Below are 13,363 nucleotides of genomic sequence, written 5' to 3'. Positions count from 1 at the left end.
CCGCGCCGCCGGCGCCGCTGGGTGCGCCGGCTGCTGCTGGGGACGGCGGTGCTGCTGGTCGCGGTGACGGTGCTGGCCTGGGTGCTCTACGAGCGCCTCGACGGCAACATCACCACGGACACCCGGACGGCGAACGAGCTGGCGCGGTACGAGCGGGAGCGCCCGACGGCCCTGGTCGCGGGCGCCCAGAACGTCCTGATCATCGGCTCCGACAGCCGCAGCGGCGCGGAGAACGGCAAGTACGGCGCGGACAGCGGCACCCAGCGCTCGGACACCACGATCCTGCTGCACCTGGCCGCCGACCGGAAGAGCGCGACGGCCGTCAGCATGCCCCGCGACCTGATGGCGAAGATCCCGAGCTGCCGGAAAGCGGACGGAAGTTACACCAACGAGCATTTCGCCCAGTTCAACTGGGCCTTCGAGGACGCCGGGGCCGCCTGCACCATCCGCACGGTGGAGAACATCACCCGCATCCGCATCGACCACCACATCATCGTGGACTTCGCCAGCTTCAAACGGCTGGTGGACGCCGTCGACGGCGTCGAGGTCTGCCTGGCGCAGCCGATGGACGACCCCGAGGCCCGGCTGCGGCTGCCCGCCGGGCGGCAGGTGCTGCACGGGGAGGCGGCCCTCGGCTACGTCCGCGCGCGGTACGGCCTCGGCGACGGCAGCGACACCGAACGCATGGGCCGTCAGCAGCAATTCCTGGGGGCGCTGTTCCAGGAGATGCGCAGCGACGGGGTCCTCCTCAACCCCACCCGGCTCTACCCCGTGCTCGACGCCGCGACGAAGTCCCTCACCACGGACGCCGGGCTCGACTCGCTCCGCAAGATGTACGACCTGGTGCGCACGGTCCGCACCATCCCCACCGATCACGTCCGGTTCCTGACCGTGCCGCGCCGGCCGTACCAGTACAACGCCAACCGCGACGAGTTGGTGCAGCCGGACGCGGACCGGCTCTTCGAACTGCTGCGGCACGACCGGCCGGTGCCCGTCACCGCCCGCGTCCGCCCGGCCGACGGCAAACCCGCCGCGCCGCCCCGCGAGTACGAGCCCTCCGAGGCCCCCGCGGAGGCCCCGTCCCCGAGCCCCCCCGCGTCCCCGTCGCCCACCGCTCCCCCCACCTACGAGGGCACCACCGCCGCCCGCGGCATCTGCGGCTGACGGTGCCGGGGGTACGATCGGACTTTTCGCCCCGGCGAAAGCGTCGGGGGCGGCACTCCGGCGAAGAGATGGGGCGGATTGCCCAGTTGTAGGGGTGCGTGATTTGTCACTGACGTCGCTAGCCGCTGAACTGGGCGGATAGTGTGAGCGGTCCGGTGCGCACGGCCGGTGACCGCGCACTGCAAGACGACATGACCGAGCGCCTCGGGGGCAGGCGCCGCGTGGCACCGACGGAGGACTCAAGCGACCGTGGACGCGCAAGGCCGTGGGCGGGCGGACGGCATCGACCCCGCCGACCAGTGGGTGTTCGACCCCAAGACCGGCAGCTACGAGCTGCGCCTCGATCCCTCCGACCCGTCGGATCCCTCCCCTGACCATGTCTCCCCCGCCGGTGCGCGGTCCAATCTCACCGGCGGCAATCCGTCCGGTGGCACCGCCTCCGGCGGCACCCCGGGCCCGCGGAAGAAGCCCGCGCAGGGATCGCGGAGCGGGGGACGCCCGCTGCCCGAGCAGCGCGGCGGCCGGCGGGCCGGCAAGGCACCGGCGGGGAAGGCACCGGCCGGAAAGGGCGGCAAGGGCGCCACCGCGGCGGCCGCCGCGACCGGCCGCCGCAAGCCGAAGCCGAAGAAGAGCACGAAGAAGAAGGTCCTGCTGTGGACCGGCGGGACACTGGCCTTCCTGCTGGTGGGCGGCTCGCTGGGCGCGTACCTCCTCTACCAGCACCTCAACGGCAACATCGAGAAGATCGACGTCGGAGTGGACAACGAGGCCGTCCCCGACGGCCCGGTCAACATCCTGCTGATCGGCACGGACAAGCGGTCGGGCAAGGGCAACACGGGATACGGCGACAACGGCAGCGTCGGGCACGCCGACACCACGCTCCTCTTCCACGTCGCCGAGGACCGCTCCAACGCGACGGTGATCTCCATCCCGCGCGACATGATCATCGACATCCCCGAGTGCCCCACCAAGAAGGACGGCACCACCCGCAACATCCCCGGCTCCAAGAACGTGCGCTTCAACGAGAGCCTGGGCCAGTCGGAGCGCGACCCGGGCTGCACCTGGCGCACCGTCGAGAAGATCACCGGGCTCAAGGTCAGCCACTTCATGATGGCGGACTTCAACGCCGTCAAGTCGCTGTCCTCGGCGGTGGGCGGCGTCGAGGTGTGCGTGGGCAAGGACGTCAACGATCCCAAGTCGCACCTCAAGCTCTCCGCCGGCCGGCACGAGATCGAGGGTGAGCAGGCCCTGGCGTTCGTCCGTACCCGGCACAGCTTCGGGTTCGAGAGCGACCTGGACCGCATCAAGCTCCAGCAGCAGTTCCTGAGTTCGATGATGCGCAAGATGAAGTCGGACGACACCCTCACCAACCCCAAGAAGCTCTACGACCTCAGCAACGCCGCCACCAAGTCGCTGACGGTCGACACCGGCATAGGGTCCATCTCCAAGCTCACCAGCCTGGCCAAGGAACTGAGCAAGGTGGACCTGAAGAACATCACCTTCGCCACGCTGCCGGTGAAGGACAACCCGGCCGACGGCAAGATCCACAAGACGGTCGTCCTGGACGAGACGAAGGCCGACCCCCTGCTCGCCATGGTCCGGGAGGACGTCTCCCTCACCGAGGTCAAGCGCAAGGAGAAGGCCGCCAAGGACAAGCAGAAGGCCGCCGAGAAGGAGAAGGACGCCAAGCAGGCGGCCCTGCTCAAGGGCCCCAAGGCCGAGCCGGCCAAGGTCCGCGTCAAGGTGCTCAACGGCAGCGGCAAGGTGGGCGCCGCCCAGGAGACCGTGACCTGGATGCAGAACACCAAGGCCATGCCGCACGCCGGCAACGGCGGCAACGCGGGCACCGGTGGCCAGAAGGCCGCCAAGACGGTCCTGGAGTTCGCCCCCAACCAGGCCGACCAGGCCCGCCGCCTGGCGGAGGTCATGGGCCTCCCCGCCGACGCCCTCCACCAGACCGACAAGGACGCGGCTCCCCTGGCCGAGATGACGCTCACCCTCGGGGCCGACTTCAAGGGCGCGGGCGTCCCGGTCATGCCGCCGAAGGCACCGAAGCAGGCGCCCAAGGACATCCAGCGGATCGAGGCCGACGACAAGAACGTCTGCGCGAAGTGAATCCTGCGAACACACTTGTGCATCTCACTACCTGGTAACAGAGTCACCAGGTACAACGCACCTGCCCTGCGGGCCGTGCGCACCAGTCAGGGGGAGGCCCAATGCGGCTCAACGGTCTTCGGGGGGAAGAAAAGGCCGACAACGGGGGCGATGAGAAAGCCGGGGAGGGCGGGAAGGCCGAGGAGGCCGGAAAGCCCGGGACGTCCGGGAAGTCCGGTGAGGAGGAGGCGTCCGGCAAGGACGCCTCCGCTGCGGCCGGAAAAGGCGGGGCGGGCAAGGGAACTGACCGCCCGTCGGGCGGCGGCGGCAGACCGCCGCGCCGCCGCGCGATCCGAATAGTCCGCTGGACCGCGCTCTGCCTCGCGGTGCTCGTCCTCGGGACGTCCGCGGCCGGCTACCTGTACTACCGACACCTCAACGGCAACATCCGCAAGAGCAAGCTCAACCTCGGGGACAAGCAGCTCGACCGGAGCGTCCCCAACGCCGAAGGCCAGCGCCCCCTCAACATCCTCCTCCTCGGGTCCGACAGCCGGAACAGCAAGGAGAACCAGGACCTCGGCGGCGCCCGCGAGGACGCCGACCGGCCGGCCCTGGCCGACGTCCAGATGCTGGTCCACGTCTCCGCGGACCGCAGCAACATGTCGGTCATCAGCGTCCCCCGGGACACCCGCGTGACCATCCCCAAGTGCACCGACCCGGCCGACGGCAGGATCTACAAGGAGACCACCAGCCAGATCATCAACACCAGCCTCCAGAACGGCGGTCCCGGCTGCACGGTGGCCACCTGGGAGGAGCTCACCGGCATCCCCATCGACCACTTCATGATGATCGACTTCGCGGGCGTGGTGAGCATGGCCGACGCGGTGGGCGGCGTGCCGGTCTGCGTGAAGAGCAACATCCGCGACGACAAGTCGGGGCTGCGGCTGGAGAAGGGCTCGCACACCATCAAGGGCGAGCAGGCCCTCCAGTGGCTGCGCACCCGGCACGGCTTCGAGGACGGCAGCGACATCGGCCGGACCCACGCCCAGCACCTCTACATGAACTCGATGGTCCGTCAGCTGAAGTCCGGCAGCCGGCTCAGCGACCCCGGGCAGCTCACCGACCTCGCCGAGTCGGCCACCAAGGCGCTGACCGTCGACAAGGACCTGGGCTCGGTCAAGAAGCTCTACGACCTCGGCAACGACATCAAGCGGGTGCCGTCCGCCCGGATCACCATGACGACCATGCCCTGGGTGCAGGACCCGCAGGACCCGGACGCCCACGTCATCCCGAAGTCGGGCGACGCCGACAAGCTGTTCTCGCTCGTCCGCAACGACATCGCGCTGGACGGCAAGGACAAGAAGAAGCCCGAGCCGGCGGAGGCCAAGGACGCGGGCAAGAAGGGCGCCAAGGCTCCCAAGGTCGCCAAGGACCGCATCGCCGTCACCGTCTTCAACGGCACCGGCACCGCCGTCCTCCCGCCCGCCGCCGGCCGTGGTTCCGACATCGCGTCGTACCTCGTCAAGCAGGGCTTCACCAAGGCGACGTCCGACTCCACCCCGCGCGCCCAGGCCGACACCACGATCACCTTCCCCAAGCAGACGCAGCGCGCCGACGCCCTGGCCGTGGCCAAGGCGCTGGGGCTGCCGGAGGACGCCGTGCGGCTGTCGCCGTCGGCGGAGCAGGTGACGCTGGTGATCGGCGGCGACTGGCGCGAGGGCGACACGTACCCGAAGCCGGCGGAGGCGAAGGGCGACGCCAAGAAGGCGGACGGGAAGAAGTCCGGCGGCGGCAAGCCCGCGGCGGGGGACGAGGACCCCAAGAACGGCAAGGGCAAGCCGGAGAACGACAACGCCGACAACAAGGCTCCGGAAAGCGCCGACCCGCTCAACGGCGACGACGCGTCCGCCTGCATGGAGGTCAACCCGATCAACCGCTTCTGACCGGTCGCGGACGCACGAGTGGGCCGTCTCCGGTCGGCGGAGACGGCCCACTCGACGATGTCCGCTACGCGCGGACCGCCGGGCGGCGGCTGGCGATGACGTGCTCGGCGAGCGAGCGCGGGCTGGTCAGGAAGCCGAAGCCCCAGGACATGTGCATGGTGGCCAGCGCCACCGGGATCCGCGCCCGCGCCTTCAGCGGCAGGCCCTTGCCCGCCGGCACCGACCCGGCGACGATCGCCGCCAGGTAGCCGCCGGGGACGACCAGCGCCCACGGCGTGACCGCCGCGCCCACCACGATCCCGGCCGCGATGGCGACGACGGCGGTCGGCGGGGCCAGGTAGCGGAGGTTGATCGAGCCCTTGTGGAAGCGGGCGACGACGTGCCGCCAGCGGCCGTAGTCCTTGTACTGCTTGGCGAGCGCGCGCACGCTCGGCCGGGGGCGGTACGAGACCTTCAGCTCCGGCGAGAACCAGATCAGCCCGCCGGCCTCGCGGATGCGGAAGTTCAGCTCCCAGTCCTGGGCGCGGATGAACTCCTCGTTGTACCCGCCCTGCTGCTCCAGCGCCTGCCGCCGGAAGACGCCCAGGTAGACGGTCTCGGCCGGGGCGGCGTCGCCGCCGGTGTGGAACGCCGCGTTGCCGACCCCGATCTTCGAGGTCATGGCGGCGGCGACGGCCCGCTCCCAGTCGTTCTCCCCCTCGGCGTGCATGATGCCGCCGACGTTCTGCGCACCCGTCTCGTCCAGCAGCCGCACGGCCGTCTTGATGTAGTCGGGCGAGAGCATGCCGTGCCCGTCCACCCGCACCACGATCGGGTGCCGCGACGCCTTGATCGCCGCGTTCAGGGCGGCGGGGGTGCGGCCCGTCGGGTTGGGCACCGTGTGCACGCGAGCGCGTGTACTGGACGCAGTCTCGCGGACGAGCTCGGCGGCGATCTCGTCCGTGCGGTCGGTGGACGGACCGAGGGCGATCACCACCTCCAGCTCGCCGGCGTAGTCCTGCTCCAGGATGTGCCGCACCGAGGTGCGCAGGTGACGCTCCTCGTTGAGCACCGGCATGATCACGGAAACGGCGGGCGGCTGCTGCTCTGGCATGGTTCCTCGGGAGTACGGGGGTCAGGGGTCACCCCGCGGTGGACGGAAACGTCGGTCACGTTACCGCGAACGGAGGACGCCGATCCGCGCCGCCCGGGTGGCGGAGGGGGCCCGGACGGCGTGGAGCCGCGGACCGTTGATCGTATTGACCTACGGTGTCCCGGTTCCCTCCCCCCAGCTCGTCGCGGAGGTCACGAAGTGCCAGGACCGGACTCAGTACCGGAGCCAGGACGGGACCCAGGGCCGGGCCCGGGACCGGATCCGGGACCGGACAGCCTCCGCCGCCCGGACCGGGGGCGGCACGGCGCACCGCACCGGCCCCGCTGGGGACTGCGCGTCGCCACCGCGCTCGCCCTCGTCATCCTGGTGGCCGGCGGCGCCGGGCACGCGGTGGTGCACGGCATCGACCGGGGCATCCGCCGCGTCGACCCCTTCACCGGGCTCCCGCACCGCCCCCGGACGGGGCACGGCACCACGGTCCTGGTGGTGGGCACCGACGGCCGCGACGCCGTCACCGAGGACCAGCGCACCCGCTACCACCTGGGCGGCGAGTCCTGTCACTGCACGGACACGATGATGCTGGTCCACCTCTCCCGGGACCGCGACCGGGCGTCCGTCGTCAGCCTCCCGCGCGACACCTACACCGTCCTCCCCGCCCGCACCGACGCGTCCGGCGCCCTCCGCCCGGCCCATCCCCAGAAGCTCAACGCCGCGTACGCGGAGGGCGGGCCCGCGTTGACCGTCAGCGCCGTCGAGCAGTTGACCGGGGTGCACGTCGACCACTACCTGGAGATCGACTTCGCCGGCTTCATGCGCACCGTGGACCTGGTCGGCGGGGTGCGCGTCTGCACGGAGGAACCGCTCCGGGACGACCACAGCGGGCTCGACCTGCCGGCCGGGACCAGCACGCTGGACGGCGGCCGGGCGCTGCAGTACGTCCGCTCCCGGCACCTCGACGCCAGCGCCGACCTCGGCCGGATGCGCCGCCAGCAGCGCTTCGTCGCCACCCTGCTCCAGCGGGTGACGAGCAGCGGCGTCCTCCTCGACCCGCCGGTGTTCCGCCGGGTCGCCGGCGCCCTGCTGGGCGCGGTCCGCGCGGACCGCGGCTTCGACGGGGCCGAGCTGGTCGAACTGGGCCGCACGCTGCGGGGGCTGCGGCCGGCGGCGACGGAGTTCACGTCGGTGCCGATCGCGTCCGTCGACTTTCCGGTGCCGGGGGTCGGGTCGACGGTGCGGTGGGATGAGGGGGCGGCGGCGCCGCTCTTTCGCGCGTTGCGGGAGGATCGGCCGCTGGCGGGGGGTGGGGGGCGAGCCGGCGGGGTCCCGGTGGGGGGCGCGGAGGTGGATGGGAAGGGTCCTGGGCCGGGTCCTGGGCCGGGTCCTGGGCCGGGTCCTGGGCCGTCACCGGCGCCGGCGCCGTCCGCCGCGCCCGAGGCGTCGGCCGGGGCGGTCCCGTCCGCCGCGCCGGTTCCGTCCGCCGGGTCCGCGTCCGTGGATGTGCCGCCCGAGCAGATCCGGGTCCAGGTCCTCAACGGCTCCGGGCGTCCCGGGCTCGGGCAGGACGCCGACGCGGCGCTGCGGGCCGCCGGCTTCCTCACCACCGGCCTCCCGGCCGATGCCCGGCCGCCGACCGCCCTGCGCACGGTGATCGCCTACGACCCGCGCTGGGACCGCTCCGCGCGCTCCCTGGCGGGGGCGCTGCCCGGGGCGGAGGTACAGGCGGTGGCGGGGCAGGGGCCGCTGATGCAGGTGACGCTGGGGGCGGATTTCGCGGGGGTGCGGGCTGTGCGGGGGCCGGCGCCGGCGCCCGGGTCGGGGCCGGGACCCGCGGGGCGGGAGGTGGTCACGGGGGATCGGGCGGTGTGCGGCGGCTGAGCGCCGGGGGGGATGTGCCCCGGTCCCTCCCCCAGAGGGGGCACCCCCACTTCGCCGATTCCTGGGGCCGCGCCCCAGACCCCGCTTGTCGCGGCTCCGCCGCTCGTCCTCAAACTCCCCCAGAGGGGGCACCCCCAACGGGCTGGATAGTGCCGCCTCGGGCGTGCACTTCAGCCCGTCCGGCGATTGAGGACAACCGCGCGGAGCGCGGTTTCAGGGGGTCCGGGGGCTGGCCCCCGGGAATCGGCGAAGTGGGGGTGCCCCCTCTGGGGGAGGGACCGGGGCACCCTCAGTCCTCCAGACCCTCCGCCGCCCGGTTCATGCGCAGCTCCTTGATCGCGCGCCGGCGCGCGAGCCGGTGGGTGCGCCGGATCTGCGCCTCCTGGTAGCGCCGCCGGTCCCGCTCCGTCTCGGGAAGCACCGGCGGGACGGGCCGCGGCTTGCCGTCCTCGTCCACGGCCGCGAAGACGAGGTAGGCGCTGCCGACCTGGACGGCCGGGGTGGACTCGTTCCAGCGCTCGGCCATCACGCGGACGCCGACCTCCATCGAGGAGCGCCCGGTCCAGTTGCACTGCGCCTGGACGTGGACGAGGTCGCCGACGCGGACCGGCTCCAGGAACGCCATCTCGTCCATGGACGCAGTCACCGCGGGGCCGCCGGAGTGCCGTCCGGCGACCGCTCCGGCCACGTCGTCCACCAGTTTCATGATCACCCCGCCGTGCACGGTCCCCAAGAGGTTCGTGTCGCTCGCGGTCATGATGTGGGACAGCGTCGTACGGGAGGCCGAGGTCGGCTTGCCGGATATCCCGGCCGCGCCGGACTCGGCGGCTCGGTCCTGAGTGGTCATGCACCCCACTGTATGCGGGGCGCACATACCCGGCCGCCCGTGTGTCAGCTCTGCAACAGGCATGACCCGGTCCGGTACCACCCGGCCGGAGCAGTCGTCCGGCCGGGCACACTTCTTCTCATGAGCGAGTGGCCCGAAGTGCGGAACAACGACCGCCGGTACCAGTACGGAGGCGGCGGCGCCCACCCGCGCCCGCAAGGGGCGCCCGGCGGGCCGCCGCGGCCCGGGCAGCCGGGCCCGGCGGGCGGTCACCGTGACGACGGTTACAACACGGGCCAGGTCTACGGACGCGGCAACGGCGGCGACAGCGGCAGCGGCAGCAGCACCCCGAGCGGGCGCGCGCCGCGCGGCGGCCGGCCGAACTGGCGCAAGCGGATCACCATAGGTCTGCTCGCCTTCCTCGCCGTCGTGCTGGTGGTCTCCGTGAGCACCTACTTCTGGGCCGACTCCAAGCTGCGCCGCGAGGTCGACCTCGGGAAGGTCGAGGAGCGCCCGTCGGGGGGCGACGGCACGAACTACCTGATCGTCGGCTCGGACAGCCGGGAGGGACTGTCCGACGAGGACAAGAAGGACCTGCACACCGGGTCGGCCGACGGCAAGCGCACCGACTCGATGATGATCCTGCACACCGGTGACAACGGCACCACCATGCTCAGCCTCCCCCGGGACTCGTACGTCACGATCCCGGCCTTCACCGGGCAGAAGACCGGCAAGCGGTTCGCCGCCTCCACCCACAAGCTCAACCAGGCGTACTCGGACGGCGGCCCCGAGCTGCTCGTCCGGACCGTCGAGTTCAACACCGGCCTGCGCATCGACCACTACGCGGAGATCGGCTTCGGCGGGTTCCGCAACCTGGTCGACTCGCTCGGCGGCGTCGACATGTGCCTGGACAAGGCGGTCAAGGACCGCGACTCGGGCGCCGACCTCAAGGCCGGCTGCCAGACGCTGGACGGCAAGCAGTCGCTCGCCTTCGTCCGCCAGCGCCACCAGGAGGCCGACCAGGACCTCGGCCGGATGCGCAACCAGCAGAAGTTCCTGAACACCCTCGCCAAGCAGGCGGCCTCGCCGTCCACCGTCCTCAACCCGTTCACCCTCTACCCGGTGATCGGCTCCGGCCTCGACACGCTGATAGTCGACGACGACATGGAGCTGTGGGACCTGGCGTCGATGTTCTGGGCCATGAAGGACGTCACGGGCGGCGACGGCAAGCAGATGACGGTGCCGATAGGCAACGCCAACCTGTCGACGCGCGGCGACGGTGTGGCCGTCAAGTGGGACCCGGTGAAGTCCAAGCAGCTCTTCGAGCAGCTGAAGAAGGACGAGAAGGTGACCGTTTCCTAGCGCTCACCCCGGGCGGGGCCGCGCTCAGGCCGGCTCCGCCCCCTGGATGACGGCGAAGATCCCGCCCTGCGGGTCGGACACCACGGCCATCCGGCCCGCCACCATGTCGAACGGCGGTACCAGGACCGAGCCGCCCGCCCGGACGAGCGCGTCGACCGTGGTGTCCGTGCCGTCGACGGCGAAGTACGTCAGCCAGTGCGAGGGCGTGCCCTCGGGGAACCGCTCCAGCCCCTGCATCCCGCCGACCGGCCGCCCGCCCGCCTTCAGCGCGAAGTAGCCGGGCGCCTCCTCCATCGGCGTCGCCTCGATGCCCAGCGCGGCCGCGTAGAACGTCCCCGCCGACTCCGGGTCGGAGGTGTTCAGCTCGTTCCAGATCACCGCGCCCGGCTCGTTGACCACCTCGCACCCGAAGAAGTCCCGGGTCTGCCAGAGTCCGAAGACGGCGTCCGTGGAGTCCGCGACCACCGCCATCCTGCCGAACGTGAGCACGTCCATCCCGGGCATCAGCACCCGTCCCCCGTGCTCCGTGACCGCTGCCGACGTGGCGTCGGCGTCCGCCACCGCGAGGTACGTCGTCCACGCGGTCGGCGGCGGGGGCTGCCCCTCCTGCGCCATCGCGGGCCCGATCCCCGCCACGGCCCGCCCGTCCAGCGTGCACACCGCGTACCCGCCCGTCTCCGGCGGCCCCGGCTCCCCCTGCCACCCGAACAGATCCCGGTAGAAGTCGAGCGCCGCCCGCTGGTCCGGCGCCATCAGATCCACCCAGCAGGGCGTTCCGGGCGCATACGTCTCACGTACCTCAGGCATGACGCTCGCCTCCTGGCCCACGGCGGTCCCCCCAGGGGTCGTGTCCAGGGTGGGGGGTGTGGGGCGGGGGCGCCACTTGGGCGCTCCGCGCCGGTTCGGTGCGCGGTTTCCCGTTCCCTCAACCGGCACTTCTTGACCCTCGGGTCACGGCTCCGGAAGCATCGGGTTCACGCGGGGAGCACACCTCAGGAGAGGGACCGATGACGCTCAAGGCGACGCTGCTGGCCAGCACGTGTGACCTCAAGGACTGCCCGGCTCTGTACACGACGGACCGCGACACATTGCTCGTGCAGGGCGAGACGCCGACCGACCACGGACTCGAGATTCCCGCTCACGAAACCCTGGTGGAGATCCCGATGGAGCTCATCCGGAAGGTCATCCGTGAGCAGCTCGTCTAAAAGTCTGGGCGACCTCTTCGAAGAATTCGAGCAAGAAGCGTTCCGGCTGGAGACCCTGGACGATTACGGCAGGTCGGGAAACACCGCCGCATATCAGGCGTTCCTCTCCGGCGCACCGCAACCCACCGACTACAACGCCGACTGGGTGGCCGAAGTCCGGTCTCACACCGTCCGCGGCAAGCGCGTCTGGCGGGTACACGTACTGACGCGTCCGCTGACGGCCTACCTTCGTTACGAACTCGGCTGGGGTTATCGGAAGAACATGACCGGAGGGGAAGAGTTCTTCATCCTCGACGTCACCGACAGGCCCAATCCGCTGGCGGGGGTCCCGGACTTCTGGCTGTTCGACGCGGAGGCCGCTGCCGTCATGCAATATGACGATCAGGGGGCTTTCCTCGGAGCGGAGGTGCTCCCCGAGGGCACAGCGGAGGAGTACGTCCGGCACCGGGACACCGCGTTCGCCCATGCGGAGCCGTTCGCGCACTGGTGGGCCAAACACGGCGAGTGAACGGAGCTCAGCTCGGCGCGGCACTGCGGGCACTGCGTGAGGCATCCGGCAGGGAGGCCAAGGCAGTCGCCCGCAGTGCTCTCATGTCTCCTTCGAAGTTGTCGAAGATCGAGAACTCCAGGCTCGCCCCCAGCGCGACCGATGTGGAACGCATCCTGACTGCCATCGGCGTGTCCGACGCGGTCAAGGCGGAGTACACGGAGGCCACCCGCGCTGCGGCCACGGAGGCGACGGCCTGGCGGCTGCTGAGGCGGACCGGTGTCCACAAGGGTCAGCACGCCGTCAAGGCGCTCGAAGCCCAGATGTCGGTTCTCCGCCTGTTCCAGCCGGCTCTCATCCCCGGCTTGCTGCAGACGGCGGAGTACGTCAGGGCTGTTCTGCGGCGCCACGACCTGGGCGACGACGCACTCACCCGAACGATCGACGGCAGGCTCGAACGCCAGGCCGTCCTCTACGACAACGCCAAGGAACTGCATTTCGTCATTACGGAGTCGGCCCTCCGCTGGCAGATCGTTCCCCGCCCGATGCTGGCCGCCCAGCTGGATCGGATCGTTTCCCTTTCCCGGCTTTCCCACGTGGACATCCGTGTGGTTCCCCTGGGGTCCCGGCAGAGCGACGTGGCCAATCACGCTTTCGTGATCAGGGACGACCGTCTGGTCACCGTGGAAACCGTCCACGCCGAACTGGTCGTCACCGAGCCGAAAGACGTGGAGCTCTATGTCCGGAAGTTCGAGGGCTTCACGCGAGCGGCGGTAGCCGGGGACGAGATGCGGAGCATGGTCGAGGCCATCCGCGACGAATTCTTGAGCGAACAGGAAACGTCCTAGACCGGCTCCCGGCCGCGTCGCCACTCTGGTCCCGTGCCCCGGAGCGGAAGGCACGTCCAGCGGCTGAGTACGTGCCTTCCGGCTTGCGGCCGGCGCACCCCGCCCGACCACTCGACGGCAGAAGGAGCGCAAGGATGGGTAAGAAGAACGAAGACGACTGGGACCCGTACACGAATCAGGACCAGGCGACCGATCCGGACACCCGCGTCTCCCAGAACGGGAACGTCCACAGCAGCATGGCCGACGACGAGGACCGCGAAGGGAAGTAGTGCCGGTGATCCACGGCGAGAGCCTGGCGAAGGACCTGCGTCGTGACCACGGCTTCGTGCACGTCGGACGGACCAGGGACGGCAAGGCCGTGGTCATGCGCAAGCGTGACAGGTGGACCGTGGTCCCCCTGCGCTGGCTGACCGAGGACGCCGTGGAGACGATCAAGGCGCAGGCCGGAGTCGGCGTCGGGTGAGGC

General features: G+C 71.0%; 13 protein-coding genes. 10 read left to right on the top strand and 3 right to left on the bottom strand.

The window, feature by feature from the left end:
- The 3 genes from JNW98_RS06920 to JNW98_RS06910 all read left to right on the top strand — a co-directional run.
- Positions 1–1,164, top strand: a 1,164-nt coding sequence (locus JNW98_RS06920; protein ID WP_223767190.1) for an LCP family protein, incomplete at its 5' end; no start/stop codon positions are given.
- A 249-nt stretch (positions 1,165–1,413) separates the two neighbouring features.
- On the top strand, positions 1,414–3,279 hold the full coding sequence (locus JNW98_RS06915) for an LCP family protein (RefSeq protein WP_223767189.1): 1,866 nt from the start codon (positions 1,414–1,416) through the stop codon (positions 3,277–3,279).
- Positions 3,280–3,380: 101 nt separating this feature from the next.
- On the top strand, positions 3,381–5,201 hold the full coding sequence (locus tag JNW98_RS06910) for an LCP family protein (protein WP_223767188.1): 1,821 nt from the start codon (positions 3,381–3,383) through the stop codon (positions 5,199–5,201).
- 64 nt (positions 5,202–5,265) lie between these two features.
- Here JNW98_RS06910 and JNW98_RS06905 read toward each other — a convergent pair whose 3' ends face one another.
- The gene (locus JNW98_RS06905) at positions 5,266–6,294 is read right to left on the bottom strand and encodes a glycosyltransferase family 2 protein (protein WP_223767187.1); all 1,029 of its coding nucleotides are present in this window, start codon (positions 6,292–6,294) and stop codon (positions 5,266–5,268) included.
- Between the two features lie 198 nt (positions 6,295–6,492).
- Here JNW98_RS06905 and JNW98_RS06900 point away from each other — a divergent pair, with 198 nt between their 5' ends.
- Entirely contained in the window at positions 6,493–8,169 is a 1,677-nt protein-coding gene (locus JNW98_RS06900) for an LCP family protein (protein ID WP_308015507.1), read from the top strand.
- A gap of 289 nt (positions 8,170–8,458) precedes the next feature.
- Here JNW98_RS06900 and JNW98_RS06895 read toward each other — a convergent pair whose 3' ends face one another.
- Positions 8,459–9,016: an acyl-CoA thioesterase gene (locus JNW98_RS06895; protein ID WP_223767185.1), complete on the bottom strand. Its 558-nt coding sequence runs from the start codon at positions 9,014–9,016 to the stop codon at positions 8,459–8,461.
- A 120-nt stretch (positions 9,017–9,136) separates the two neighbouring features.
- Here JNW98_RS06895 and JNW98_RS06890 point away from each other — a divergent pair, with 120 nt between their 5' ends.
- Positions 9,137–10,357 carry an LCP family protein gene (locus JNW98_RS06890; RefSeq protein WP_223767184.1) on the top strand — a complete coding sequence of 407 codons (1,221 nt, stop codon included), beginning with the start codon at positions 9,137–9,139 and terminating at the stop codon, positions 10,355–10,357.
- 24 nt (positions 10,358–10,381) lie between these two features.
- Here JNW98_RS06890 and JNW98_RS06885 read toward each other — a convergent pair whose 3' ends face one another.
- Positions 10,382–11,164, bottom strand: a complete 783-nt coding sequence (locus JNW98_RS06885; RefSeq protein ID WP_223767183.1) for a VOC family protein — start codon at positions 11,162–11,164, stop codon at positions 10,382–10,384.
- Between the two features lie 200 nt (positions 11,165–11,364).
- On the opposite strand from JNW98_RS06885, the gene JNW98_RS06880 reads away from it, so the two are divergent.
- The 5 genes from JNW98_RS06880 (at position 11,365) to JNW98_RS06865 (ending at position 13,360) form a co-directional block, all read left to right on the top strand.
- A complete protein-coding gene (locus JNW98_RS06880; protein ID WP_223767182.1) occupies positions 11,365–11,562 on the top strand; it encodes a hypothetical protein in 198 nt (65 codons plus the stop codon).
- On the top strand, positions 11,546–12,070 hold the full coding sequence (locus JNW98_RS06875; protein WP_223767181.1) for a DUF6879 family protein: 525 nt from the start codon (positions 11,546–11,548) through the stop codon (positions 12,068–12,070). The genes JNW98_RS06880 and JNW98_RS06875 overlap by 17 nt, the downstream gene beginning before the upstream one ends.
- On the top strand, positions 12,067–12,897 hold the full coding sequence (locus JNW98_RS06870) for a helix-turn-helix domain-containing protein (protein WP_223767180.1): 831 nt from the start codon (positions 12,067–12,069) through the stop codon (positions 12,895–12,897). The genes JNW98_RS06875 and JNW98_RS06870 overlap by 4 nt, the downstream gene beginning before the upstream one ends.
- A gap of 134 nt (positions 12,898–13,031) precedes the next feature.
- Positions 13,032–13,166 carry a hypothetical protein gene (locus JNW98_RS36080; RefSeq protein ID WP_263420493.1) on the top strand — a complete coding sequence of 45 codons (135 nt, stop codon included), beginning with the start codon at positions 13,032–13,034 and terminating at the stop codon, positions 13,164–13,166.
- 5 nt (positions 13,167–13,171) lie between these two features.
- Entirely contained in the window at positions 13,172–13,360 is a 189-nt protein-coding gene (locus JNW98_RS06865) for a hypothetical protein (RefSeq protein WP_223767179.1), read from the top strand.
- Positions 13,361–13,363: the final 3 nt, after the last annotated feature.

Origin of the sequence: Streptomyces huiliensis, assembly GCF_020037025.1 — a bacterium.
Lineage (GTDB): Bacteria > Actinomycetota > Actinomycetes > Streptomycetales > Streptomycetaceae > Streptomyces > Streptomyces huiliensis.
Note: the sequence above shows the minus strand (reverse complement) of the source record. Positions and strands in the feature narration are given on the sequence as shown.